The organism is Cupriavidus sp. 22TCCZM01-5, assembly GCF_057798915.1.
This window is the reverse complement of record NZ_JBYOJR010000014.1, coordinates 103,488-127,241: the sequence shown is the minus strand read 5'-3', so window position 1 is coordinate 127,241 and position 23,754 is coordinate 103,488. Positions and strand designations below refer to the sequence as shown.

Sequence of the window (23,754 nt, the reverse complement as noted above, 5' to 3'; positions counted from 1 at the left end):
CTCCGTTCCCCGTTCTCCGCCCCGATGATCCCCTCCGTCACCACCCTGCACGGCCGCCTGAAGATGCAGCACCTGCGCCTGCTGCTGGCCATCGAGGAACGCGGCTCGCTGCGCCAGGCCGCCGACGCATTGACGCTGACGCAGCCGGCCGTGAGCAAGATGCTGCAGGACATGGAGGACCTGCTGGGCGTGGCGCTGTTCGAGCGCCATGCGCGCGGACTGCGGCCGACACGTTTCGGCGGTGCCGCGACGCGCTATGCCAAGCTGGTGTTCGCCGACATGGCAGGCCTGCGCGACGAGCTGGTGGCGCTGGAATCCGGCAAGATCGGCCGCGTGCGCGTGGGGGCGGTCATGGCGCCGGCGCCGGGCCTGCTGGCGGGCGTGATCCGCACCCTCAACCGTGACCACCCGCGGCTGGAAGTGGCGGTGCAGGTCGACACCAGCGACCTGCTGGTGCCGCTGCTGGAACGCGACCAGCTCGACATCGTGCTGGGCCGGGTACCGGAAGGCTGGGATAGCAGCGGGCTGGAATTCGAGCAGCTGGGCGAGGAAGGACTGGCAATCGTGGTGGGGCCGCAGCATCCGCTGGTCCGGCGGCGGCGCCCCTCGTTCGCGGAGCTGACCCGGTACCCATGGGTCATGCAACCGCGCCCCAGCCCCATGCGCGCCCTGATCGACCGCTCCTTCGAGGATGCCGGCGTGGCGCCGCCGCCCACCACCATCGAGACTGCCGCAGTGCTGATGACCACGTCCCTGCTGGCGGACAGCGAACTGATCGCAGTGCTCCCGGCCTCGGTCGCAGCGTACTACCGGAGCCTCGGGGCGCTTGTCGTGCTGCCGCTGCCCCTGCCACGCAAGCTGGGGCCCTACGGCATCGTGACGCGGCGGGGCCGCCCGGTCACGGCATCGATGAGTGTGCTGATCGATGCCTTGCGGGCCGCTTCGACGCTCTAGCCCGCTGCTTCAGGCAGGACGCGCTGGCCGCCCCCGAGATATGTGTCCGCTTCCTCTATCAGCGGCCCCAAGTCCGGAGGCAATGCGCCGAGGTATTCCCACAGGTGATCACCCATTCAAAAATGCTCAGTAGTTGATAAGCACTCTCGTCCGTATAGTTCGGTCAGGCAGCACAGACTGACAATGAGGATGGAGACCAGCATGAAACGATGGATCGCCGGCGCCTGCGCCGGACTGATCGGCCTGGCCATCGCCGCGACGGCGGCCCAGGCTCAGGATTCCCGACCCGTGCGCTTGATGGTGGGCGCGGCACCGGGCGGCGGCACCGACGTGATGGCGCGCATCGTGTCCGATAAGCTGGCCGCCCTCCTCAGGCAGCCGGTGGTCGTCGACAACCGGCCCGGCGCTTCCAACACCATTGCCGCCGACATCACCGCCAAGGCGGCGCCGGATGGCAACACGCTGCTGATGGGCGTAGTCACCTCGCAGGCGATCGCGCCGCACCTGCTCAAGCTGCAGTTCGATCCTCTCAAGGACCTGGCACCGGTCGCGCTGGTATCTTCCGTGCCCAATGTGCTGGTGGTCAACAACCAGGTACCGGCGCGCGATGTGAAGGCGCTGGTGGCCCAGATCCAGGCCAGTCCGGACAAATTCCGCTACAGCTCCTCCGGCGTCGGCAGCACCCAGCACCTCGCCGGCGCGGCCTTTGCGCGCCAGATCCAGGGCAAGCTGCTCCATGTGCCATACAAGAGCAGCAGCAGCGCGCTGGTTGACCTGATGGGCGGCCAGGTCGACATGAGCTTCGAGACCATGCCTTCGGTGATCAGCCATATCAAGGCCGGCAAGCTGCGCGCACTGGCCGTCACCGCCGACCAGCGCTCACCCCTGCTGCCAAACGTGCCGACGCTGGCCGAGGCCGGCGTGCCCGGCATCCAGATGAATGCCTGGTACGGCGTCTATGCGCCGGCTGGCACGCCGCCCGCCACGCTGCAGAAGATCGGCGCCGCGCTCGCCACCGTACTGAAGGACCCCGACACCGTGCGCCGCCTCAATGACGTCGGCGCAATGCCCGGCACGCTCAATGCCAGCCAGTTCGATGCGTTCTCGCGCAGCGAATATGCCCGCTACGGCAAGCTGATCGCCGAACTCGGCGTCAGACCCGACTGAACCGCATTCACCGCATCCGCCATGACACAACGACCCCGTATCGCCATGGTGCTCGGTGATCCCGCCGGCATCGGCCCTGAGCTGGTCGCCAGGCTGCTGGCCAATCCCGCCGCCACGCACGCCGAGATCCTGCTGATTGCCGACCGCGACGAATGGCGCCACGCCTTGCAGCTGGCCGGCGTCGACCTCGCGCTGCCCGAGACCGCCCGCCTCGGCTTTGAGGGCACGGACGCCGGCCCGCGCCTGTACCACTGGGCGCTCGAAGGCAAGCCCGCCTATCCGCGCGGCGCCGCCAGCGCCGAAGGCGGCCGCTACAGCCTCGGCACGCTCGCGCTGGCGCTGGAACTGGCCCAGTCCGGCAAGGCCGACGCCATCCTGTTCGGCCCGCTCAACAAGAGCTCGCTGCATGCCGCCGGCATGGGCCACAACGACGAGCTGCACTGGTTTGCCGAACAGCTCGGCCACCGCGGCGCCTTCTGCGAGTTCAATGTGCTGGACGGGCTGTGGACCTCGCGCGTCACGTCGCACGTGGCGCTCAAGGACGTGCCGGCCATGATTACCCGCGACAGCGTGGGCGCCGCGATCGACCTGATCGATCAGGCGCTGCGCAACGCCGGCATGCGTGCGCCGCGCATCGCGGTATGCGGCCTCAATCCGCACAATGGGGACAACGGCGCCTTTGGCCGCGAGGAGATCGACGTGATCGCCCCCGCCGTGGCCGATGCGCAGGCACGCGGCGTGGCGGCGCAGGGTCCGTTCCCGGCCGACACCATCTTCCTCAAGGTGCAGGGCGGACCCGCGCAGCGCCAGTTCGACGCCATTGTCACCATGTATCACGACCAGGGCCAGATCGGCATCAAGCTGATGGGTTTTTCGCGCGGGGTCACGGTGCAGGGCGGCCTGCCGGTGCCGATCACCACGCCGGCGCATGGCACCGCCTTCGATATCACCCAGCAGGGCCGGGCCGATCCCGGCGCCATCCTGCAGGCGTTCCAGCTCGCCTGCCAGATGGGTGCGCAACGACGTGCCGCCGCGCAGCGGTGAGCATGCATCCTGGCAGGCCGGCATAGACCGGCTCCGCCAACGTGGCGCCGGCATGCCCGCCGGCCCGCAGCCACAACGCAGACCTGAACATGACTGCCCAATCCGCGGTCGGGCGCACTCTCGTGCGCGCCATCACGAAAAGCCGGGCCGCCAACCGAACACCAACCGCATTTCCGCCGTAAAAGGAGCCACACGATGAAGATCACCAACGTCCGTGCCCGCGTATTCGAATGGAAGGGCAAGACCGTGCCGCCGCAGGCCCACTTCTGCACCAATGCCACCGACATCCTGTTCGACCGCGGCGACGCCATGGGCTCGTTCCGCTTCCACGGCTGGCTGGTGGTGGAGATCGAGACCGACAACGGGCTGGTCGGCATCGGCAACTGCGCGCTCGCGCCGCGCGTGGCCAAGCAGGTCATCGACCAGTACCTGGCGCCGATCGTGATCGGGCAGGATCCGTTCGACAATGAATACCTGTGGCAGAAGATGTACCGCCGAACCCATGCCTGGGGCCGCAAGGGCATCGGCATGGCCGCGATCTCGGCGGTGGACATCGCGCTGTGGGACCTGATGGGCAAGGCCGTGGGCAAGCCCGTGTTCAAGCTGCTGGGCGGACGCACCAAGGAGAAGATCTGGTGCTATGCCTCCAAGCTCTACAACAACGACGACCGCGACGCCTTCCTGGCCGAAGCCCGGCGCTACCTGGACCAGGGCTTCACCGCCATGAAGATGCGCTTCGGCTACGGCCCCAAGGACGGCCCCGCCGGCATGCAGAAGAACCTGGAGCAAGTGCGCCTGCTGCGCGGACTGGTCGGCGACGGGGTCGACATCATGCTGGAGTGCTACATGGGCTGGACGCTGGAATACGCGCGCCGCATGGTGCCGCGCCTGGCCGAGTTCAACCCGCGCTGGCTGGAGGAACCGGTCATCGCCGACGATATCGAGGGCTACGCCGAGCTGAAGAAGATGAGCCCCTTCCCGATCTCCGGCGGCGAGCACGAGTTCACCTCCTACGGCTTCAAGGACCTGCTCGAGCGCCGCGCGGTGGACGTGATCCAGTACGACACCAACCGCGTGGGCGGCATCACCGCGGCACAGAAGATCAACGCCATGGCGGAGGCCTGGTCGGTACCCGTGATCCCGCATGCCGGCCAGATGCACAACTACCACCTGACCATGGCGTCCACCGCTTCACCGATGTCGGAGTACTTTCCGGTGCATGACGTGGAGGTCGGCAACGAACTGTTCTACTACATCTTCAAGGGCGACCCGGCACCGGACAACGGCTACCTGCAGCTGGACGACAACCTGCCCGGCCTGGGGCTGACCCTGAATGAAGAGCATTTCAGCGAGTTCGACATCATCGGCTAAGCGCCGCGCCATGGGCGGGGCTCAGCGGCCGCAGGCTGCCCCGAGCAGCACGCCGTCGACACGCGCCTGCACATAGGCGGACAGGTCCACGAGGCTGAGCAGCACGGCCAGCAGGGCAATCCCAGACCATGCCGCCGCCCTGACCGTGCGGCCGTCCGCTTTCAGGGCAGCGAGCATCAGTGGAAGCAGGCAGGCGCCAACGAACAGGCACCGGATCGCGGCCATCGTCGCTGCCCCCCACCCCGCGCTCTCAGCCCTGCGCACCCGCCCCGGCGCGCAGGGCTGGCGGCTCGCCGGCACCGCGGCGCAAACCCAGCCACGAGCAGATGGCGGCAAAGCCGGTCACCAAGCCGAGCGCGGCGATTGTCTGCAGATACGCGCCGGTCGATTCGAACGAACGCGCCCCCAGCTGCACGGTCAGGAACGCGCCAACCTGGTGGACCAGGAACAGCAGCCCGAACACCCGGCCCTTGATCTGGCTGCCATAGCGCTCGAAGCAGAACATCGACGTCAGGATGACCGTGCCCAGGTAGCTGCTGCCGAACAGCACCGCAAACGGCAGCACGCCTGCCTGCGGCACGAGCAGCAGCAACATCGCCGCGCAGCGCATGGCGTAGAACGCGGCCAGCAGCCGGTGCTTGTCGAAGCGCAGCGCCAGCGCGCCCGAGGCGATGCCGCTGGCCAGTTCCAGCACCCCGAGCGCGCTCAGTGCGTAGCCCATTTCCAGGCGCGGCACGCCACGGTCCTGCCAGTGCGCGAGCAGGTGCACGTCGATGAAGGCCATGGTCGCACCGCAGCCGAAGAACCCTGCGGCCAGCACGTAGAACACAGGATCGCGCCGCACGATCGCCCATGCCGAGGTCTGCGCCTGCGCCACGGCAGCCGCTGGCGCGGGCGGTTCCCAGCGCGACAGCAGCCACAGCATGGCGGCCACCGGCAGCGCGAAGACCATGCCAACCGCGCCGAACACCGTGGTCCACGCCGCCTGCGGCTGCAGCCAGATCCAGAACGGCGACAGCACGATAAAGCCGATCGCCGTGCCGTTGGTGACGATGGCGTAGGCCAGTCCTTTCCTGCGCGCCTCGAACAGACGGTCCACCAGCACGCCCATCGGCACGAAGGTCATCGCCGCGAGCCCGAATGCGCAGACGATGCCGAATGCAAGGCTGAACCAGACCAGCGACTGGTGCCACCAGGCTGCGCTGGCATAGGCCAGTCCTGCTGCCAGCGCGCCAACCGCGGCGGTGCGCAAGGGCCCGACGCGGTCGCTCAGCGCGCCCACCACGGGCGACATAAGGCCGGTGGCTAGCATGAACAGCCCGCCAGACCACGCGAACTGCGCGCGCCCCTGGCCGAAGTGCGTGGCCAGCTGCACGAAGTAGACCTGGTAGACGCCCTTGACGGCGGTCGACGCGAACATCACCGCAAAGCCGGTGGCGACGAGCAGCAGTGTGACGGAGCGGGAAATCCGGACGGTCGTCATGTCAGCGGCTCCGGGTCCCGGCCGGCAGGACCGGCGCGAAGGCATGGCAAGGCAGCATGGTGTGGTCTCCGGGAAACGCGCAGCGCGGCGGGCACCGGGCGGCGAATGATGGAAGGATGATTCCCATGCTATGGGGTGCTGCGGCGAGCCGCCAGCAACAGATCCGCCAGCTATGGCAAATTTCTGGATATCCTTCGATCAACATTCCAATACATCTCTCGAACCATTAAATTGCGCTTGTGGCAATATTTTGGCTAACCGCAATCCCCCACGATCGTTGCGCGCCATGCGAACCGCCTATTTCCTCATGCTGCCCGGCATCCACATGCTCGACCTGGCCGGACCGCTGCAGATCCTGGCAACGGTTGCCGAACTCGGCCTCGGCAAGCTGGCCGTGCGCTGCGTGGGGCCGCATTCCAGCGTGCAGGCGTTCCAGGGCGTCGAACTCGGGCGGGTCGGGCCATTGCCGGCGCGGCTGCTTCCGGGCGACCTGGTGCTCGCTATCGGGAGCAAGATGACGGACACGCTGACCCGCTCGCCGGCATGGCGCGATACGGCGGACTGGCTGCGCGCAGCGGCATGCGCGCCGGACAGGCCGATCGTGGCCGCCGTCTGCACGGGCGCCTACCTGCTCGGCGACGCCGGCCTGCTCGACGGGCGGCTGTGCACCACGCACTACGCCCATGTCGGCAGGCTGCGCGCGCGGCATCCGCGCGCCTCGGTGATCGACAACCGCATCTTCGTCAGCGACGGCAATATCTGGACCTCGGCCGGCGTGGCCTCGGGCATCGACATGGCCCTGCAGCTCGTGGCCGATGTCTTCGGCGACGAGGCCGCGATCCGCGTGGCGCGCGAGAACGTGGTGCCGTTCCGGCGCTTCGGCAGCGATCCGGAGCTGGATTCGAAGTTCCGCTCGCGCTCGCATGGCAATGCGCTGGTCCACGCGGTGCAGGACGCAATTTCAACCGACCTGGCCGTGAGCGTGTCCGATCCCTCATTCGCGCAGACCTTCGCCACCAGCGTCAGGCACCTGTCGCGCGTGTTTGCCAGGGAAACCGGGCTGACGCCCAAGCAGTACCAGCTGGCGCTGCGCATGGACAAGGCTCGTCGGCTGCTCGAGGCGTCTTCGCTGCCGATCGATGACATCGCCGGGCAGTGCGGTTTTGCGAGCGTGCAGGCATTCCGTTCCTGCTGGAACAAGGCCGAGCCGATGACACCCGGGGAGTTCCGGCACGCTCGCCGGGGCTAGCGTCTGCCCGGACTACAGTCCGCGCGCCTTTTCGGCCGCCAGGTAGGCATCGCGCGACGGCCGGCACGCCCGCGCCCGTGATCGACCGGCCGAGCGCCGACCTGAAGATGAAGTTCAGCGTGCGCCCAGCGCGACAATCGCGGAAACGATCGCGCCGGCACACAGGTACGCCGAAATTATGCAGGTTACATCGCATCCGGACCGGTTTCACGCTGCCATCCTTTCCCGCCATCCCCCGTTCGGGGCATTGGCATCGGCCGAATTTCGCCCACCATGACAGGAGAGGCCCGGGCACGTGCGCCCGGGCAGTCAAGGAGACCTGGAGTGCGCGACGGGATCGCGCGCAGGCAGCAGGCCGTGAACAACCATCTCGCCAGCCTCGAAGAAGCCTTCTCCTCGTTCGACGAGGCCATCTGCGTGGTCGGCGCAGGCGGTACGGTAGTCCGCCCCGCGCCATGGCGTGCTCTGGCATGCGGATCTGCGCGTGCAGGCGCTGCTGCTGCGGCACGTCGCCACTGCCAGCCAGACCGGCACGCGCCAGGCCATGACGATTCCGGCCGGGGGCGGGGTCGATGGGGCTGTCGGTCAATACGGTGCGCAAGCAGATCGCCATGCTGATGGCGAAAATGCATTGCAACCGACAGTCGGAGCTGGTCCGAAAGGCGATCCTGGGTCAGGGGTAGCGCCGCACGGCCTTTGCAGGGCAACAGGCAACAATCGCGGCGGCAGCCGTATACTCTGCGCCAGAGGCCATGCCTCCCCCGCGCTGCGTGCCTCCGCCTCCATGTGAAGCTCACTACTGGAGCTACTGGAACTACTGGAGCCGCCGCGCATCACCGAATATCCAACAATATCCAAATAGTTACGGAGTCGCAGCATGCGTGTCGCATTCCTCGGGCTTGGCGTCATGGGCTTCCACATGGCGGGCCATCTTGCCGCCAAGGGCCATGAAGTCACGGTCTACAACCGCACCGCGGCCAAGGCGCAGGCCTGGGTCGCAAAATTTGGCGGCAAAGCGGCGGACACACCCGCCCTGGCAGTCAGGCAGGCGGACGTGGTGTGCTCGTGCGTCGGCAACGACGACGACCTGCGCTCGGTGCTGATCGGTCCGGACGGTGCGTTCTTCACCGCGCCCACCGGCTGCATCTTCGTGGACCACACCACCGCCAGCGCCAACGTGGCGCGCGAACTCTACGCGGCCGCGCGCGAACGCGGCCTGCACTTCATCGACGGACCCGTGTCGGGCGGCGAAGTCGGTGCGGAAAAAGGCATCCTGACCATCATGTGCGGCGGCGACGCCGAAGCCTATGCGCGCGCCGAGCCCGTGATCGGCGCGTATGCGCGCGCCGTAACGCGCATCGGCGAAGCCGGTGCCGGCCAGCTCGCCAAAATGGTCAACCAGATCAGCATCGCCGGCCTGATCCAGGGCCTGTCCGAAGCGATCGCCTTCGGCGAACGCGCCGGCCTCGACATGCGGCTGGTGCTGGACGTCATCAGCAAGGGCGCGGCCGGATCCTGGCAGCTCGAGAACCGCGGCCCGACCATGATCGAGGACAAGTTCGACTTTGGCTTCGCCGTGGACTGGATGCGCAAGGACCTGGGACTCTGCCTCGACGAGGCACGCCGCAATGGCGCCAGCCTGCCCGTCACCGCCACGGTCGACCAGTTCTATGCCGACCTGCAGCAGATGGGCTGCGGCCGCGCGGATACCTCGTCGCTGATCAAGCGCCTGCGCCGCTTTTCGGAGAAGTGAGCGATCGGGACGGCACCCGCGGCCGTCCGATAATTCCTACACCGCAATCGGCCAGCGCCCGAAAGGCCCGCCATGGCGGCCTGCCTAAGCTGAAGGCAGGAGCATGGGTGGCCGCGGTCATCCTTGCACGGTACAGGAGATGACCATGTGGAAGCTTGCAGTCGCGCTGCTGATCAGCGCTGGCATGGGCCTGGCCGGCTGTACCGCGACGGGTGCGGTAGCTGGCGGCGTAGCGGGGCACGAACTCACGCACGGCAGCACTGCCGGCACCGTGGGTGGTGCCGTGGTAGGCGGCGTGGTTGGCCACGAACTGGGCAAGTAGCCCTGAACCGGACACCAGGCAAGTCCTCCTCCCAACGCCCGCTGCCCGCGCAGCGGGCGTTTCCATGCCATGGGCGCCGTGACCAGGCTTGCTTTAATGGTTTCGCGGGCGAGCTGAAGATATTTGTTTGCACGGGCTCAGCCGCCCGGATTCCAGCGTTCTTCGGCTACGATAGGCGGGCAAGCCACACTATTTCGATCCCAATGACACCCGCCAAGCCTGACAAGCGCCTGCCTTCCTTTCCCGCACGTAATGCCCGCCACTGGATCGGCGGCACGCTCGCCGCCTGCCTGCTTGCCTGCGCCGCGAGCGCCGGCGCGCAGCCGCTATGGTTCGCCGGCGGGCGCCCGACGCCCGAGGCTCAGCAGGCTGTGACGGCACTGGCCGGCGCCGAGGCTGATGGCCTGGCGCCGAAGGACTACGATGCCGAGGGCCTGAAGCATGCGCTGGCGCAGGCCGCCGCCGGCCCGCAAGCCGCGCCGGACGCCGTGGAGAAGCTCGACACCGCGCTCAGCGACGCCATGCGGCGCTACCTGTCGGACCTGCACAACGGGCGCGTCGATCCGCGCAAGGTGCACGCCAATTTCACGCCGCCAGCGTCGGCGCAGTTCGAGCCTGACAGCTACCTGCGCACTGCCCTGGCCAGCCACCGGCTGCCTGACGCGATCCGCGAGGCATCGCCGTCCTTTCCCCTCTACGGCACACTGCGCGATGCGCTCGCGCGCTATCGCGCGCTGGCCGCGCAGCCGGGCTGGGAACGTCCGCTGCCCGCGCTGCCGGGCGGCAAGCTGACCACCGGGCAGGCCTACAGCGGCGTTGCGGAACTGGCCAGGCGCCTGCAGGCACTTGGCGACATGGCCGCGGGCGCGCCGGTGCCGCATCGTTATGCCGGCGCCGTCGTGGACGGCGTCAAGGCTTTCCAGGCCCGTCACGGGCTGGAGGCGGACGGCGTGATCGGCGCCGGCACCCTGGCCCAGCTCAATACCCCGCCCGCGGCTCGCGTGCGGCAGATCGAGCTGACCATGGAGCGGCTGCGCTGGACTCCGCTCGCCGACGGGCCGCGCGTGATCGTGGTGAACATCCCCGAGTTCATGCTGCGCGCCTATGAGTACAACGCCGGCAAGCTCGACATCAAGCTGGAGATGAAGGTCATTGTCGGCAAGGCGCTGGATACGCGCACGCCACTGTTCAAGGAGGACATGCGCTACATCGAGTTCAGCCCTTACTGGAATGTGCCGCCGTCGATCGCGCGCGCGGAGACCATTCCGCGACTGCGGCGCGATCCCGGGTACTTCACGAGCCAGGGCTTCGAGTTCGTGTCCAACGGCAAGGCCGTGACGACGCTGACCGAGGCCAATCTCGACGCCGTGCTGAATGGCCAGATGCGCATCCGCCAGCGCCCGGGTCCGACGAACGCGCTCGGCGACATCAAGTTCGTATTCCCGAACAACCAGAACATCTACCTGCACCACACGCCCACGCCGCAGCTGTTCAAGCGCGACCGGCGCGATTTCAGCCATGGCTGCATCCGCGTGGAAGAACCCGTGGCGCTCGCGCAGTTCGTGCTGCAGGACATGCCGGGCTGGACCGAGGCACGCATCCGCCAGGCCATGACCAAGGGCCAGTCCAACACCGTGGCGCTCCAGCAGCCGCTGCCGGTGGTGCTGGCCTATGGCACTGCCATTGCCCGCGCGGATGGCCGGGTATACTTCCTGCCTGACATTTACGGCCAGGACAAGCTGCTCGACCAGGCGCTGCGGCAGAACACCACGCGCGGGGCCCCAGGTGTGCCGGCATCGGCACCGTCGACTCCGGACGCCCTCGCACATCCCGCGCCAACGTAGAACCCGACATGACACATTCCAGCAATCCCGCACGCCGCCGCTTCCTGCAACACACCGGCGGACTCGCCATCGGCGCCGGCCTGGCCGCGCTCTCGCCGCAACTGGCGCTGGCCAACGCGCCGGGCGCGCGCAGCCTGTCGTTCGATCACACGCATACCGGCGAACACCTTTCGCTGGTGTACGCGCTGGGCGACCAGGTGCTGCCGCAGGCACAGACCACCCTCAACCGCTTCCTGCGCGACCATTATTCCGGCCAGGTGGGCATGATCGATCCACAACTGTTCGGCCTGCTGTTCGCGTTGCGACAGACGCTCGGCAGCGAATCGCCGTTCCAGGTGATCTCGGGATATCGCAGCCCCGTAACCAATGCGCGCCTGCGCCGCACGGGCGGCGGCGGCGTGGCCAGGCACAGCCTGCACATGGACGGCATGGCCATCGACATCCGCCTGCCAGGCGTGGCGCTGGCCGATCTGCGCGATGCCGCGATGTCGCTGGGTGTGGGCGGTGTTGGTTTCTACGCGCAAGAGGATTTCGTCCATGTGGACACCGGCCGCGTGCGCCACTGGGGCTGAGTCCGGCGCTCTGCTACGGCAAAATTTGCACTCGACTGCTGCTGTCCGCGGCAAGCGGCCATCGCTAGCCTTGAGCCTGGACCACGCCCGCAAGGCGTGGCCGGCCCCAGAGCTATGCGAGACCAGCCCCATGTACCTCTATGACTCCACCGACCAGCAACTGGTCGACGAGCGCGTTGCGCAGTTCACCGACCAGACCGCACGCTTCCTGAACGGACAGCTTCCGGAAGACGAGTTCCGCGTGCTGCGCCTGCAGAACGGGCTCTATATCCAGCGCCATGCGCCGATGCTGCGCGTCGCCATCCCTTACGGCATGCTGGTGTCGCGGCAGTTGCGCAAGCTTGCCGAGATCTCGCGGCGCTGGGACCGCGGCTATGGCCACTTCAGCACGCGCCAGAACATGCAGTTCAACTGGCCGCGCCTGGAAGACGCGCCCGCCATCCTGGCCGAGCTGGCCACGGTGCAGATGCACGCGATCCAGACCAGCGGCAACTGCATCCGCAATACCACTACCGATCACTTCGCCGGCATTGCGCCGGACGAGGTGGTGAACCCGCTGGTGTGGTGCGAGATCATCCGGCAGTGGTCCATGCTCCATCCGGAATTCGCCTTCCTGCCGCGCAAGTTCAAGATCGCAGTCAGTGGCGCCCGTACGGACCGCGCCGCGGTGGGCGTGCACGACATCGGCCTGCAGGCCGTCGAGCGCGACGGCGAGACCGGCTTCCGCGTCTGGGTGGGCGGCGGCATGGGACGCACACCGATGGTCGGCAAGGTGATCGGCGAATTCGTGCACTGGTCCGACCTGCTGACGTACCTGCAGGCCATCCTGCGCGTCTATAACCTGCACGGCCGGCGCGACAACAAGTACAAGGCGCGCATCAAGATCCTGGTGAAGGACCTTACGCCGGAAGTCTTCGCGCAACAGGTCGACGAACACTGGCAGCCCATTCGCGGCGGCCCCGATACCGTCGATGCCGGGTTCGTGCGCGCCATCGCCACGCGCTTCACCACGCCGGACTACGACTCCTCCGCCGCGCACGACGACGACCCCAACCCGGCACTAGCCGCCGCCAACCCGCGCTATGCGCGCTGGCTGCGCAGCAACGTGCATGGGCACCGCGTGCCTGGCTACGCCGCCGTCACGGTGTCACTGAAGGCAACCGGCACGCCGCCCGGCGACATCACCGCCGACCAGATGGAAGCCGCGGCCGACCTCGCGGACCGCTACGGCTCCGGCGAACTGCGCGTCTCGCACGAACAGAACCTGATCATCGCCGACGTGCGCCGTACGCGCCTGCATGAACTGTGGCAGCAATTGCAGACGTGGAACCTCGCCACGCCCAATATCGGACTGCTGACCAACATCATCGCCTGCCCGGGCGGCGACTTCTGCTCGCTTGCCAATGCCGTGTCCATTCCGCTGGCCGAGGCGATCCAGCAGCGCTTCGACGACCTCGACTATCTCTACGAGATCGGCGAGCTGGACCTGAACATCTCCGGCTGCATCAACTCATGCGGGCACCACCACGTCGGCCATATCGGCATCCTCGGCGTCGACAAGGCCGGCGAGGCGTGGTACCAGGTCACCATCGGCGGACGCCAGGGCGGACAGGCCGGGGCCGCGATCGGCCGCATCATCGGGCCGTCGTTCGCGCAGGACGAGATTCCGGAGGTAATCGAGCAATTGATCAAGAGCTACCTCGCCATGCGCGACAGCGAAGCCGAACGCTTCATCGACGTGGTGGAGCGGGTTGGCATCGATCCATTCAAGGCCGCGGTCTACCAGAACCCGACGATCGCCCGGCGCCGTCAGCAAGCGGAGGCCGCGCGCGCCTGAAGCCTGCCTGCGGCCGATGCACGGCGCTCAGATCCGCAGGCCAGCCTCGTCGCGGCCGAGCCTGCGCATCACCGATACCATCCAGAGCGCCAGCCCGACTGCGGCATAGAGCACCAGCGCGCGTCCGGCCGCGCCCTGCTGGTCGGCCAGGTACACGCTGCAAAGCTGTTGCGGCGCGTCCTGGTAGAGCAGGCCCGCCACCAGTGTCATCGCGCTCCAGTTGATCGCGAAGAACGCCTGCAACACAACCCCGGCACGCGGCCAGGACACGCCCAGCACGGCGCCGGCCACGATCATGCTCGCCACCTTCGCGACGGACCAGCGCGCATCGAGCACCGCCAGGTCGAGCGCAACCGGAAGCATCCAGTAGCTGACGATGGCCATGGCGGCTACCAGCCCCGGCAGCCCGCGCCGGTTCCAGCCGGGGAAGGCCGATGTATCCCTGCCTCGGAGTGTGGCCGCGGCAATGCCGATCCCCAGCAGCAATGGCAGTTCGATCGCCATGTGCCGGGCCATCGAGGCCTCCAGCCACCCGCGCAGCAACGCCAGCACGGCCAGTCCCGCGCCAGGCAGCCAGGCCAGAATGGGCCGCTCAGCGCTGCGCATGGACGATGTCGGCCAGCACGGCATCCGGCCGGTCGATGTCGTAGGCACGGGCCAGCCGGCTCTGACCGTCGATGAGGAAATACGCGGCGTTGTGGACGTAGTCGCCGCGGCCGTCCGGCAGCACGACGATGCCAAACGCCTTCAGGAGGGCCGGCAGGTCGGCGGCATCCGCCACCGTAGCCATGCGCCAGACGGCGGGGTCGGCACCTTGCTTGCGGGCATAAGCGCGGAGTACGTCGGGGGTGTCACGTTCCGGATCGAAGCTGATAGCCAGCAACCGGTAGTGCCCGGTAAGGCCGCGCGCGATAAGTTCGGCCTGCAGGTAGGCCTGCCCGGACGCGCTGCTGCGACAGACCGTGACGCAGTGTGTGTAGAGAAATGTGACCAGCGTTTGCCGTTGCGCATTGCCGGGTTCGCGCAAGGGGAAGCGGCGCCCGGAAGCATCGGCCAGTGCCATGTCGGGCAGGGCAAGCGGCGCGCGCGCCAGGTCAAATTGCCTGGTGCCATCCGACGTCACCACGCGGAAGCCGCGCGTCGCATGGCCGAAGGCAAAGAGTGCCAGCGCGCTGACGAGGGCCGTCGCAACCAGGGTGGCCCGCCAGCCGCCCGCCATCACTGGGCTCCGGCCAGCTTGTGCAGTTCGTCGCTATGCCACGGGTCCTTGCGCGACGCGCTCCACTTGCGGGCCGCGGCAACGGCCACGGCGTCGATGGCGGGCGCCTGGTTGCCCCACGCGCTGCGGATATGCGTGAGCACCGCGGCCAGTTCGGTGTCGCTCAGTTGCTCGCCGAAGGCCGGCATCGCGCCGTTATAGGTCGCGCCGAGGATCTCGATGGGCCCGGTCAGCCCGTGCAGCACGATCTGCGACAGCACCACCGGATCGCCCGTCACCAGCGGCGATCCCGCCAGCGGCGGGAAGACGCCTGGCAGACCCTGGCCCGTGGCCTGGTGGCAGGCCTGGCAGTTCGCCGCGAACAGCTGCTTGCCGTCGGCCACGCGCGCACTACCGGCAGCGCCCTGGGCCAGCGCCTGCGTGTCGCGCCGGTCGCCAAGCTGCGCAAGTCCATCGGCACGCTCGGTCCAGATGTAGCTGGCGGCCCAGACTACCAGTCCGGCGACCAGGCCCAGCACGATCTTCGGCACCGGATTGTACTGCTCGTGCGGGTCGGCGTGTTCAGTCTTGTGGCTGCTTTGAGGCTTCATCTGGGGCATGGCTCTTCGTGGTGCTGGCGGCGAGCGCGAGGCCCTTGGCCAGGCTCGCCTCGGTCGGGGTCAGGACGGGATAGGTGTGGCGCAGCCCGGTCAGGTAGGCAACCAGGTCCAGCGCCTGCGGCGTGGCGACCACGGCCTTGCCGGCCGGTGCCGCACCGGGCGGCAGCGACACCACGCGATCGTCCTTGCCGACGGCGTCGCTGTCCTTCACCTCGAACAGGAACGGATAGGCGGGCATGATGCTGCCCGGCACATACGCGCGCGGCTGGTACAGGTGCCCTAGGTGCCAGTCGGCGCTGGGCTGACGCACGCCGATATTGAACAGGTCGGGCCCGGTGCGCATGGTGCCGAGCAGCGGCGGGTCGTCATAGTGATAGTCCGCCGCGACCGAGGGCCGGCCCCAGCCGCGCTGCGCGTCGGCAATGCCGGCGCCCGTGGAGCTGGGCTGCTGCGTATGGCAGGCAATGCAGCCGTTGGCCATGTAGACCTGCCGGCCACGCAGCTGCGCGCTGGTATAGGGCGCGAGTTCCTTCGGCGCGGGCACATCCTTCAGTTGCAGGAAGGGCACCACGATCATCGCGCAGGTCGCCAGCGATAGCGTCACCATGGCGCCGCCTACGAGCTTCAGTTCGTTTTCCATCGTCGTCGCTCGATCAGGCCAGGGATTCCGAAACCACGCGATCGCCCTGGCGCAGCGTGGCCGGCCGGAACGCCATCAGCGCGAAGTGGCAGGCGAACACCAGGTGGCCCAGTGTCATCAGCGCGCCGCCAATCGAGCGCCCTTGCAGCCAGGGCAAGGTCACCGCGACCGACTCCATGAACGGCCGCGCCGGGTCCAGCAGCGCCAGGCCTTGCAGCACGCCGCCGATCGTCAGCGTCACGAGGTAGATGGCAAACCCGCCCGCAACCAGCCAGAAGTGCACGGAGATCAGGGCCGGCCTGGGCCACGGCGCATCGACAATGCGCGGCATGGCGAAGTAGATGCCGCCGAAGATCACCATCGACACAAAGCCGTACATGCCCAGGTGCGCATGCGCCACGGTGAAATGCGTGAAGTGCGTGATGGCGTTGAGCGAGCGCAGCGCTTCGAACGAGCCCTGCACCGAGGCCAGCGTGTACATGATGGCGCCGAGCACAATGAAGCGCAGCGTCGGCGAATGCCTCAGCGCGCCGAAATGCCCCTTGAGCGTCAGGTGCTGGTTCACCGAGAACGCCACCACGGGGATGATCATCATCACGCTCTGCACGATGGAAAGCGTGATCAGCCAGCCGGGAATGGGTCCGCCGATCAGGTGGTGCGCGCCGACCTGCCCGTAGAAGAAGGCCAGCGTCCAAAAACCGAGCAGCGACAGGTTGTACGACTGCACCGGCTTGCCGATGACCTTGGGCAGGAAGTAGTACACGGCCGCAATCGACAGCGGCGTGTAGAACAGCCCGAGCACGTTGTGGCCGAACCACCAGTTCATGGTGGCCTGCTCCACGCCGAAATGCACGCCCGGCACCTTGGCGACGATGTAGAGCACCGGGAACCAGAACAGCGCCGCGCCCATGTACCACACCGACACGTAGAGGTGATGCACCTGGCGGCGCTGCAGCATCAGCACGAGCGGCACGCCGATCAGCATGCCGCCCACGGCGAACAGCAGGCCGATCTGCCAGGGGATCTCGAGCCATTCCATGCCGGCATTGATGCCGCTGGCGATCGCGCCCAGGCCCGCCACGAGCCCCGCGTTCCAGATCAGCGTGCCGACCAGCGCGAAACGGCCGCCGCTCAGCGGCGTGCGCAACAGGCGCGGCATCATCCAGATCGCCAGGCCCAGCAGGCCCATCGGCGCCCAGCCATAGGCCACCGCATTCAGGTGCAGCACGCGCATGCGGCCGAATGACTGCCAGGCCTGCGCAGTCAGGAAGTCGGGCAGATGCAGCTTGAGCGAGCTGACCAGGCCGGCGAACGAGGCCACCACCAGCCAGACCACGGCACAGCTCAGCAGCATCAGGGCCGGCATGGCGCTGGAGCGGTCGGCTCTGGCGCGTGCCGCGAGTTCCGCGGCGAGGTCGGCATCCGGGGCGGCCGTGTCGGCCGACCCGGAAGGGTCTTCGGGCCGACCGACCTCGCCGCTGGCAAAGATGGTCCGGGCACCGCTCGACTCCAGGTCGAACAGGCCCTTTCTCAGGGACCAGATAAAGGCGAACAGGCCGCCAATCGACAGCAGGAAGGTAAGCAGCAGCAGGCTGGTGGGATCCATGGCATTGGGGGCGAGACAGGAGCGGTCCGTTGCGGCCCGCTTCCGGGAATTGGCCGGCCAATGCTAGACGCGCCTCTAGCCGTGCAACAGAAGCAAAATAGTCGGAAATGACCAGAGCAGTGCCTTCCAGAGCGCGACCATTTGTCGCAGTCCCGCCTTTCCAGCCCAATGGCTTGTTAAAGGATAAGTGCAATCTGGTACTTGCCCCTTTCATCCATTACAGTTGATGAAATCGCAAAAAGGACAAGATCAGATGACAGGCGGCACGCGACAGATGACACGCTATGAAGAACTGGCCGAGGACATCGCCCAGTCGATCCATGCCGGCGTGCTGCGGCTGGGCGACCGCCTGCCGTCGGTGCGCCAAGCCAGCGCGGGCCGCGGCGTCAGCCAGTCGACCGTGTTCCAGGCCTATTACCTGCTTGAGGCGCGCGGCCTGATCCGCGCGCGCGAGCGCTCGGGGTACTACGTCGCCACGGGCTCGCGCCAGCTTGCGCCGGAAGCGGAGACGCCGTCGGCACCGGCCGAGGAGTCCGGCCCCGTCGATGTCAGCGAACTGGTCTTCAAGGTGCTCGAATCGACCATGCGGCGCGACGTGGTGCCGTTCGGCTCGGCCTTCCCGAGTCCCCTGCTCTTCCCGCTGCAGCGGCTGGCCAAGACCATGGCGGCGACCGTGCAGAAGCTCGACCCGTGGAGCAGTGTGGACGACCTGACGCCGGGCAACGCGAGCCTGCGCCGCCAGATCGCGCTGCGCTACCTGGCCGACGGGCTGACCGTGCAGGCCGACGAGATCGTCGTCACCAACGGCGCGCTGGAGGCGCTGAACCTGTGCCTGATGGCCGTCACGCGGCCCGGGGATGCGGTGGTGATCGAAAGCCCCACGTTCTACGCGGCACTGCAGGCACTGGAGCGCTGCGGCCTGTCGGCGATCGAGGTGCCCACGCATCCGCGCGAGGGCATCGAGCTCGGCGCACTGGAGCAGGCCCTGCAGCGGCACCGCCCCAAGGCATGCTGGCTGATGACCAACTTCCAGAATCCGCTCGGTTCGCTGATGCCCGACGCCAAGAAGCAGGCGCTCGTGGAACTGCTCGCGCGCCATGAGGTACCGCTGATCGAAGACGATGTCTATGGCGAGCTCTACTTCGGCACGCGCCGCCCCACACCGGCCAAGGCGTTCGACAAGACCGGCCTGGTCATGCACTGCTCGTCATTCTCGAAATGCCTGGCACCGGGCTACCGCGTGGGCTGGGCCGCGCCGGGCCGCTTCGCGCGCGAGGTCGCGCGGCTCAAGCTGACCACCACGCTGGCCGGCTCCGCGCCCGCGCAGGCGGCCATTGCCGCCTACCTCGAGAAAGGTGGCTATGACCGCCACCTGCGCCAGTTGCGGCACGCGCTCATGCTGCGGCAGGACGCAGTGGCGCAGGCCGTGGCACGCCACTTTCCGCCCGGCACGCGCGCCACGCGCCCCGCGGGCGGCTATTTCCTGTGGATCGAACTGCCCGAAGGCACCGACACGCTGGCACTGCACCAGCTTGCGCTGTCGCACGGCATCAGCATTGCGCCGGGGCCGATCTTCTCGGCGCGGCATGGCTTCGGCCATTGCATCCGGCTCAACTACGGGCATGAGTGGGACAAGCGCGCCGAGACCGCGCTGGCCACGCTGGGCCGGCTGGCCGGCGCTGTGGCCGGCGCTCGGCCGTAGCGGTCGGGATCAACCCTTGGCGCGTGAAGTTGCGTAGGCCTTCGGTGCCAGCTCCGCTTGCTCCTGAGCCGGCGCCCCCGCCGTTGCCGCGCGCCGGTGATCGATGCCACCCACCGCCAGCACGGCCACCACGGCGGGTACCGCGATCGCCAGGAAGTTTTGCTCCAGCGGCAGGGCCATGCCAACCAGCACGCCGATCACGATCGGCGCGAGGATTGCGCCGGCCCGCCCCACGCCCGAGGCCCAGCCGATGCCGGTCGAGCGCGCGGCCACCGGGTAGAACTGCCCCGCATAGGCATAGGTGACGATCTGCGTGCCGATGGTCGAGGCACCGGCCAGGCCCACCAGCACGAACAGCACCGGCGTGGGCACCTTGTGGCCGAGCAGCGCGATCGACACCGCAGCCAGCGCATACATGCCCATCAGCACGTACTTGATGCTGAAGCGGTCGGCCAGCCAGCCGCCGCCGATGGCCCCCAGCATGCCGCCGATGTTCAGCACCAGCACGAAGGTCAGCGCCGAGCCCAGGCTGTAGCCGGCCGACGCCATCAGCTTGGTCAGCCACGAGCTGAGCGCGTAGACCATGAACAGGCACATGAAGAAGGCCACCCAGAACATCAGCGTGCTGAAGCCGCGTCCTTCCCGGAACAGCTCGCCCACGGCGGCCTTGCCGCCTGTGCCGGCACCCGGCAGGACAAGGTGGTCGTCGTCACGGCAGGGGCGCGCCGGGTCGATCGCGCGCAGGATCTTGCGCACTGCGCCGTGCTGCCCGGTGCGCAGCAGGAAAGGCATGGAGTCGGGCAGTTTGGCGAGGATCAGCGGCACCAGGAGCGCCGGCGCACCGGCCGCCAGGAACACGGACTGCCAGCCGTTCTGCTCCAGCAATTGCTTGCCAAGCAGCGCGGCCAGCATGCCGCCGACGGAATAACCGCTGAACATCAGCGTCACCAGCGTGCCGCGGATGCGGCGCGGCGAGTACTCGGTCATCTGCGCCACCACGTTGGGCATGACGCCGCCGATGCCCAGGCCGGCCAGGAAGCGGCTTGCGGCAAACACCATCGGGTCATGGGTCAGGCCGGCCGCGGCAGTGAACACGCTGAACAGCAGGATGCAGATGGCAATGGCCTTGCGCCGGCCGATACGGTCGGCGATCGTGCCCAGGAAGATGGCGCCGAACATCATGCCGAACAGCGCCGAACTGACCATGAAGCCCGCGTGCGTCGCCGACACGCCCATATCCTTCATGATGGCCGGCAGCGCAATGCCGGCGACCGCCAGGTCATAGCCATCGAAGATGATGATCAAGGCGCACCAGAACAGCACGCCGGCATGGAAGCGGTTGAAGGTGGCGCCGTCCGCCACCGCATACACATTGATTTGTCTCACTACCCTGTCTCCTGTCGTCGAAAGGTCCCGCTTCTTGCGTCGGGATCGCGACGTTGCCGGCGGCACGTCTTCTGGCGTGGAGAATAGGAGTGCGGCAAGCCGGCAGTCCAACACCGAATGGGTATTTCCGGAATACCTGCAAGGTATTGGCCGCAAAGGCGCCCGCAGACTGACGCGGCCTGACGGGTGGCCGCATCGAAGCTCTGTCATTCAGGGTATACATGGAGACAGCCCAGGCCGGCAGTCGGGCCCGCCGGCCTGGCACGTGTCACTTGCCGGACGGATCGTCCTTCGGGTCCAGGTAGTTGATATCCAGCGGGCCGGTGCCGTGGATCTGCACGACCGTCTCGGTCTTGCTGAACGCGTAGTGATGCGCCTTGGCCGGCAGGTAGTGGAAGCCGCCCGTCTTCAGGGCGTGGGCATGGCCCATGTCCATCTTGTCACCGGCGCCCAGGTAGAGCGTGCCGGAGATCACCGTCAGGTTCTCGGCCTGGGTATGCCAGTGGGGGGCGATCTTGTATCCGGCCGGTGTCTTGAGCCGGATGACGAACGGTGCGTCCTTGCCCGGGTCGCCGTAGAGCACCGCGAGTTTGGCCCCCTTGGGCAGCGAGGGCGGTGCGTCGCCCCATTTCAGCGTAGCGGGATTGATCATTTCCATGCCGGCCGCGGCCGGCTCCTGGGCACTGGCCAGCCCGGCTGCCAGCGATGACACGAGCGTCGCGGCCGCCAGCCATGCCAGCCGGACCCGGTGCGCTGAAGCATGCGTTTCCATGGTCTTCCCCTTCTTGTATCGGCACCACCCGCACGCGGCATGGCAGCCGCATCGTTGCCTGCGAGAGATGCCTCAGACCATCGTAGTGCAGAAGCGCGATAGCGGATGGAGCCAGCGATAGTCCGGCTCGCCGCCCGTCAGGCGGCCCGGTTCGGCGGATGCGAGTTGCCGCCTGCCGGCGCATGCAGCCGTCGCCAGACCAGCCGCGGCAGGCGTACCAGGCAGCCCGCCGTCAGCCGCAGGTGCATCCACGCCAGCAGCAGGTTGTCGCGCAGGTAGCGGAAATGGGAAACGCCGCCCGCGCGCCGATCGAAGTAGCGCACCGGCGCGTCGAGGTTGAGCGGCCGCACGCCGCGCCAGCACAGGCGTACGGCGACTTCCGGGTCGAAGTCGAAGCGGCGCATCCAGCGGCTTTCCCGCATCACGGCGCGCAGCGGCGCAATCGGGTAGACGCGAAAGCCGTACAGCGAGTCGCCGATGCCGGCCCACAGCGTCTCCATATCGGTCCACAGGTTGGACATGCGGCGCCAGTACACGCGCTCGAGCGGAGCGCTCGCGTCGAACACCGGCCGCCCGAGCACCATCGCGTCCGGGTCGCGCATCGACGCCGCCATGAACTGGCCGATCAGGTGCGCCGGGTGCTGGCCGTCGGAGTCCATCACCAGCACGTGCGTGAAGCCTTGCGCGGCGGCGGCCTCGATGCCGTGCAGCACCGCGGCGCCCTTGCCCTGGTTCTCGGCCAGGACCAGCACGCGCAGGCCGGAATCGGTCCGGGCCTGCTCCCGCAACCACGCCACGCTGTCATCGGTGCTGCCATCGACCACCACCCAGACCGGACACCAGGCCTCGCGCGCGGCGCGCAGCGTCTCGCGCAGCATGGCGCCGGGGTTGTAGCTGGGGATCAGGACCAGATGGGTCGGGGATGGCTGCACGGCCATGGCGGCGCGCTCGGTTCAGGCCATGCCGCCATTGACCGACAGCACCTGGCCGGTCACGTAGGCTGCTGCGTCGGAAGCCAGGTAGGCCACCATGCCCGCCACCTCCTCGGGCGTGCCCGCGCGGCCCGCCGGAATGATCTGGCGGATGCGTTCGGCGGGAAACGCCAGTTCGGTCATGGGCGACTCGATCACGCCCGGCGCCACGGCATTGACCGTCACGCCGCGCGAGGCCATCTCGATCGCCAGCGAACGCGTGGCGCCGATCAGGCCCGCCTTGGCCGCGGCGTAGTTGGCCTGCCCGCGGTTGCCCATCACGCCCGCCACCGAGGCCATATTGATGATGCGGCCCCAGCGCGTACGCATCATGGGCATCAGCAAGGGCTGGGTGACGTGGAAAAAACCATGCAGCGAGACATCGATCACGCGGCGCCATTGATCGCGGCTCATGCCGAGCAACGGCGCATCGTCGTGGATGCCGGCGTTATTGACCAGGATCTGGACTGTTCCATGGGCGAGGATGCCCTGCAGCGCCGCTTCGGTGGCGTCGGCGTCGGTCACGTCAAAGGCGATGGCGGTGGCAACGCCGCCCGCGGCGCGGATGGCGGCCGCCACGGCTTCCGCCTGCGCCAGGTTGCGGTTGGCATGGACCCAGACCTCGTGCCCGGCCGCCGCCAGCGCGTGGCTGACGGCACTGCCGATGGCGCCGCTTGCACCGGTGACGAGCGCCACCCTGCGCGTGATCTGCGGCCTGCCGTGCTGCGCCATATGCTGCTCCCTGTCTGCCGGATACCCCGTGCGGTGGCCCGAGAGCCGCGTTCAGAGCGACCGGTTGGCCGCGACGTAGGCGGCCAGGCTGCCCAGCGAGGCAAAGATCGTCTTGTTGTCGGGGTTGTCCGAGCGCAGTTCGACCCCGTATTTGCGCGACACCAGCAGCGCGATTTCGAGGATGTCGATGGAATCCAGCCCGAAACCGTCGCCATAGAGCGGCGTATCGGCGCTGACGTCCTCCAGTTTCAGGTCCGCGATGTCGAGTTCGCCAAGGATCAGGCTGGCGAGTTCCGTTTGAAGTTCGTTCATGGTCGTCATTGTCCTCTTCCACGCCCAAAAGAGGCGCCGGAGGATGGCGGGGCGATGCTACCAAAGCGCGGCACATCGCACTACCTGCGAGAAGTTTAGTAACAACATTGGGAGCGACTTTGCTGAAACATCGCTGCGCCGGCGGGGTCTTTTAAGGTATAAAACGTTCGCTTTGCCGCCGGGGCACGCTGGAAATGTTCCATGTGCCGGTTCGGTGGC

The 23,754-nt window shown here is 67.8% G+C and carries 23 protein-coding genes; 11 read left to right on the top strand and 12 right to left on the bottom strand.

The window, feature by feature from the left end; all coding sequences use genetic code 11:
- Positions 1 to 24: 24 nt before the first annotated feature.
- The 4 genes from AC3FNH_RS15565 (at position 25) to AC3FNH_RS15550 (ending at position 4,536) form a co-directional block, all read left to right on the top strand.
- Positions 25 to 954 carry a LysR family transcriptional regulator gene (locus tag AC3FNH_RS15565; RefSeq protein ID WP_276101259.1) on the top strand — a complete coding sequence of 310 codons (930 nt, stop codon included), beginning with the start codon at positions 25 to 27 and terminating at the stop codon, positions 952 to 954.
- A gap of 201 nt (positions 955 to 1,155) precedes the next feature.
- Complete coding sequence (locus AC3FNH_RS15560; protein ID WP_488720663.1) at positions 1,156 to 2,121, top strand: Bug family tripartite tricarboxylate transporter substrate binding protein; 966 nt, start codon at positions 1,156 to 1,158, stop codon at positions 2,119 to 2,121.
- Positions 2,122 to 2,142: 21 nt separating this feature from the next.
- Positions 2,143 to 3,165: a 4-hydroxythreonine-4-phosphate dehydrogenase PdxA gene (locus tag AC3FNH_RS15555; RefSeq protein ID WP_276101257.1), complete on the top strand. Its 1,023-nt coding sequence runs from the start codon at positions 2,143 to 2,145 to the stop codon at positions 3,163 to 3,165.
- Between the two features lie 195 nt (positions 3,166 to 3,360).
- A complete protein-coding gene (locus tag AC3FNH_RS15550; protein ID WP_488720662.1) occupies positions 3,361 to 4,536 on the top strand; it encodes an L-rhamnonate dehydratase in 1,176 nt (391 codons plus the stop codon).
- A 21-nt stretch (positions 4,537 to 4,557) separates the two neighbouring features.
- Here the strand turns inward: AC3FNH_RS15550 and AC3FNH_RS15545 are convergent, their stop codons facing one another.
- A complete protein-coding gene (locus tag AC3FNH_RS15545) occupies positions 4,558 to 4,761 on the bottom strand; it encodes a hypothetical protein (protein ID WP_488720661.1) in 204 nt (67 codons plus the stop codon).
- 25 nt (positions 4,762 to 4,786) lie between these two features.
- Positions 4,787 to 6,019 (bottom strand): MFS transporter, encoded by a 1,233-nt coding sequence (locus AC3FNH_RS15540; protein ID WP_488720660.1) that lies wholly within the window; start codon positions 6,017 to 6,019, stop codon positions 4,787 to 4,789.
- A gap of 286 nt (positions 6,020 to 6,305) precedes the next feature.
- On the opposite strand from AC3FNH_RS15540, the gene AC3FNH_RS15535 reads away from it, so the two are divergent.
- The 6 genes from AC3FNH_RS15535 (at position 6,306) to AC3FNH_RS15510 (ending at position 13,596) form a co-directional block, all read left to right on the top strand.
- On the top strand, positions 6,306 to 7,268 hold the full coding sequence (locus AC3FNH_RS15535; RefSeq protein ID WP_276101253.1) for a GlxA family transcriptional regulator: 963 nt from the start codon (positions 6,306 to 6,308) through the stop codon (positions 7,266 to 7,268).
- Between the two features lie 877 nt (positions 7,269 to 8,145).
- Complete coding sequence (locus AC3FNH_RS15530; protein WP_276101252.1) at positions 8,146 to 9,021, top strand: NAD(P)-dependent oxidoreductase; 876 nt, start codon at positions 8,146 to 8,148, stop codon at positions 9,019 to 9,021.
- A gap of 145 nt (positions 9,022 to 9,166) precedes the next feature.
- A complete protein-coding gene (locus AC3FNH_RS15525) occupies positions 9,167 to 9,343 on the top strand; it encodes a glycine zipper 2TM domain-containing protein (RefSeq protein WP_276101251.1) in 177 nt (58 codons plus the stop codon).
- Between the two features lie 203 nt (positions 9,344 to 9,546).
- Positions 9,547 to 11,187, top strand: a complete 1,641-nt coding sequence (locus tag AC3FNH_RS15520; protein ID WP_488720659.1) for a L,D-transpeptidase family protein — start codon at positions 9,547 to 9,549, stop codon at positions 11,185 to 11,187.
- Between the two features lie 8 nt (positions 11,188 to 11,195).
- Entirely contained in the window at positions 11,196 to 11,759 is a 564-nt protein-coding gene (locus AC3FNH_RS15515; protein ID WP_276101249.1) for a YcbK family protein, read from the top strand.
- Between the two features lie 130 nt (positions 11,760 to 11,889).
- Positions 11,890 to 13,596: a nitrite/sulfite reductase gene (locus tag AC3FNH_RS15510; RefSeq protein ID WP_276101248.1), complete on the top strand. Its 1,707-nt coding sequence runs from the start codon at positions 11,890 to 11,892 to the stop codon at positions 13,594 to 13,596.
- A gap of 27 nt (positions 13,597 to 13,623) precedes the next feature.
- Here AC3FNH_RS15510 and AC3FNH_RS15505 read toward each other — a convergent pair whose 3' ends face one another.
- Genes AC3FNH_RS15505 through AC3FNH_RS15485 form a run of 5 tightly spaced genes read right to left on the bottom strand, consistent with a single transcriptional unit; the run spans position 13,624 to position 17,660 of the window.
- Complete coding sequence (locus tag AC3FNH_RS15505; RefSeq protein WP_488720658.1) at positions 13,624 to 14,202, bottom strand: hypothetical protein; 579 nt, start codon at positions 14,200 to 14,202, stop codon at positions 13,624 to 13,626.
- The gene (locus tag AC3FNH_RS15500; protein ID WP_276101246.1) at positions 14,189 to 14,815 is read right to left on the bottom strand and encodes an SCO family protein; all 627 of its coding nucleotides are present in this window, start codon (positions 14,813 to 14,815) and stop codon (positions 14,189 to 14,191) included. The genes AC3FNH_RS15505 and AC3FNH_RS15500 overlap by 14 nt, the downstream gene beginning before the upstream one ends.
- A complete protein-coding gene (locus tag AC3FNH_RS15495) occupies positions 14,815 to 15,405 on the bottom strand; it encodes a c-type cytochrome (RefSeq protein WP_488720657.1) in 591 nt (196 codons plus the stop codon). Before AC3FNH_RS15495 ends, AC3FNH_RS15500 begins: the two co-directional genes overlap by 1 nt.
- On the bottom strand, positions 15,377 to 16,054 hold the full coding sequence (locus tag AC3FNH_RS15490; protein ID WP_276101244.1) for a cbb3-type cytochrome c oxidase subunit II: 678 nt from the start codon (positions 16,052 to 16,054) through the stop codon (positions 15,377 to 15,379). The genes AC3FNH_RS15495 and AC3FNH_RS15490 overlap by 29 nt, the downstream gene beginning before the upstream one ends.
- A gap of 13 nt (positions 16,055 to 16,067) precedes the next feature.
- The gene (locus AC3FNH_RS15485) at positions 16,068 to 17,660 is read right to left on the bottom strand and encodes a cbb3-type cytochrome c oxidase subunit I (protein ID WP_276101243.1); all 1,593 of its coding nucleotides are present in this window, start codon (positions 17,658 to 17,660) and stop codon (positions 16,068 to 16,070) included.
- Positions 17,661 to 17,934: 274 nt separating this feature from the next.
- Between AC3FNH_RS15485 and AC3FNH_RS15480 the strand changes: the two genes are divergently transcribed.
- The gene (locus AC3FNH_RS15480; RefSeq protein WP_276101242.1) at positions 17,935 to 19,362 is read left to right on the top strand and encodes an aminotransferase-like domain-containing protein; all 1,428 of its coding nucleotides are present in this window, start codon (positions 17,935 to 17,937) and stop codon (positions 19,360 to 19,362) included.
- Positions 19,363 to 19,371: 9 nt separating this feature from the next.
- Here AC3FNH_RS15480 and AC3FNH_RS15475 read toward each other — a convergent pair whose 3' ends face one another.
- From AC3FNH_RS15475 to AC3FNH_RS15455, 5 genes are all read right to left on the bottom strand, one after another.
- On the bottom strand, positions 19,372 to 20,748 hold the full coding sequence (locus AC3FNH_RS15475) for an MFS transporter (protein WP_276101241.1): 1,377 nt from the start codon (positions 20,746 to 20,748) through the stop codon (positions 19,372 to 19,374).
- Between the two features lie 268 nt (positions 20,749 to 21,016).
- A complete protein-coding gene (locus AC3FNH_RS15470; RefSeq protein WP_276101240.1) occupies positions 21,017 to 21,520 on the bottom strand; it encodes a cupin domain-containing protein in 504 nt (167 codons plus the stop codon).
- A gap of 137 nt (positions 21,521 to 21,657) precedes the next feature.
- Positions 21,658 to 22,458, bottom strand: a complete 801-nt coding sequence (locus AC3FNH_RS15465) for a glycosyltransferase family 2 protein (protein ID WP_276101239.1) — start codon at positions 22,456 to 22,458, stop codon at positions 21,658 to 21,660.
- A 15-nt stretch (positions 22,459 to 22,473) separates the two neighbouring features.
- The gene (gene fabG / locus AC3FNH_RS15460) at positions 22,474 to 23,223 is read right to left on the bottom strand and encodes a 3-oxoacyl-ACP reductase FabG (protein WP_488720656.1); all 750 of its coding nucleotides are present in this window, start codon (positions 23,221 to 23,223) and stop codon (positions 22,474 to 22,476) included.
- 51 nt (positions 23,224 to 23,274) lie between these two features.
- A complete protein-coding gene (locus tag AC3FNH_RS15455; RefSeq protein ID WP_276101237.1) occupies positions 23,275 to 23,535 on the bottom strand; it encodes a phosphopantetheine-binding protein in 261 nt (86 codons plus the stop codon).
- Between the last annotated feature and the right edge of the window lie 219 nt (positions 23,536 to 23,754).

What these genes read in the sequence shown, in the direction of transcription:
- AC3FNH_RS15545 (WP_488720661.1), bottom strand. Translation starts at nt 4,761, where the DNA reads ATGGCCGCGATCCGGTGCCTGTTCGTTGGCGCCTGCCTGCTTCCACTG.
- AC3FNH_RS15505 (WP_488720658.1), bottom strand. Translation starts at nt 14,202, where the DNA reads ATGCGCAGCGCTGAGCGGCCCATTCTGGCCTGGCTGCCTGGCGCGGGA.
- AC3FNH_RS15500 (WP_276101246.1), bottom strand. Translation starts at nt 14,815, where the DNA reads ATGGCGGGCGGCTGGCGGGCCACCCTGGTTGCGACGGCCCTCGTCAGC.
- AC3FNH_RS15555 (WP_276101257.1), top strand. Translation starts at nt 2,143, where the DNA reads ATGACACAACGACCCCGTATCGCCATGGTGCTCGGTGATCCCGCCGGC.
- AC3FNH_RS15470 (WP_276101240.1), bottom strand. Translation starts at nt 21,520, where the DNA reads ATGGAAACGCATGCTTCAGCGCACCGGGTCCGGCTGGCATGGCTGGCG.
- AC3FNH_RS15560 (WP_488720663.1), top strand. Translation starts at nt 1,156, where the DNA reads ATGAAACGATGGATCGCCGGCGCCTGCGCCGGACTGATCGGCCTGGCC.
- AC3FNH_RS15515 (WP_276101249.1), top strand. Translation starts at nt 11,196, where the DNA reads ATGACACATTCCAGCAATCCCGCACGCCGCCGCTTCCTGCAACACACC.
- AC3FNH_RS15565 (WP_276101259.1), top strand. Translation starts at nt 25, where the DNA reads ATGATCCCCTCCGTCACCACCCTGCACGGCCGCCTGAAGATGCAGCAC.
- fabG (WP_488720656.1), bottom strand. Translation starts at nt 23,223, where the DNA reads ATGGCGCAGCACGGCAGGCCGCAGATCACGCGCAGGGTGGCGCTCGTC.
- AC3FNH_RS15535 (WP_276101253.1), top strand. Translation starts at nt 6,306, where the DNA reads ATGCGAACCGCCTATTTCCTCATGCTGCCCGGCATCCACATGCTCGAC.
- AC3FNH_RS15525 (WP_276101251.1), top strand. Translation starts at nt 9,167, where the DNA reads ATGTGGAAGCTTGCAGTCGCGCTGCTGATCAGCGCTGGCATGGGCCTG.
- AC3FNH_RS15465 (WP_276101239.1), bottom strand. Translation starts at nt 22,458, where the DNA reads ATGGCCGTGCAGCCATCCCCGACCCATCTGGTCCTGATCCCCAGCTAC.
- AC3FNH_RS15550 (WP_488720662.1), top strand. Translation starts at nt 3,361, where the DNA reads ATGAAGATCACCAACGTCCGTGCCCGCGTATTCGAATGGAAGGGCAAG.
- AC3FNH_RS15495 (WP_488720657.1), bottom strand. Translation starts at nt 15,405, where the DNA reads ATGAAGCCTCAAAGCAGCCACAAGACTGAACACGCCGACCCGCACGAG.
- AC3FNH_RS15540 (WP_488720660.1), bottom strand. Translation starts at nt 6,019, where the DNA reads ATGACGACCGTCCGGATTTCCCGCTCCGTCACACTGCTGCTCGTCGCC.
- AC3FNH_RS15480 (WP_276101242.1), top strand. Translation starts at nt 17,935, where the DNA reads ATGACACGCTATGAAGAACTGGCCGAGGACATCGCCCAGTCGATCCAT.
- AC3FNH_RS15455 (WP_276101237.1), bottom strand. Translation starts at nt 23,535, where the DNA reads ATGAACGAACTTCAAACGGAACTCGCCAGCCTGATCCTTGGCGAACTC.
- AC3FNH_RS15520 (WP_488720659.1), top strand. Translation starts at nt 9,547, where the DNA reads ATGACACCCGCCAAGCCTGACAAGCGCCTGCCTTCCTTTCCCGCACGT.
- AC3FNH_RS15485 (WP_276101243.1), bottom strand. Translation starts at nt 17,660, where the DNA reads ATGGATCCCACCAGCCTGCTGCTGCTTACCTTCCTGCTGTCGATTGGC.
- AC3FNH_RS15510 (WP_276101248.1), top strand. Translation starts at nt 11,890, where the DNA reads ATGTACCTCTATGACTCCACCGACCAGCAACTGGTCGACGAGCGCGTT.
- AC3FNH_RS15490 (WP_276101244.1), bottom strand. Translation starts at nt 16,054, where the DNA reads ATGGAAAACGAACTGAAGCTCGTAGGCGGCGCCATGGTGACGCTATCG.
- AC3FNH_RS15530 (WP_276101252.1), top strand. Translation starts at nt 8,146, where the DNA reads ATGCGTGTCGCATTCCTCGGGCTTGGCGTCATGGGCTTCCACATGGCG.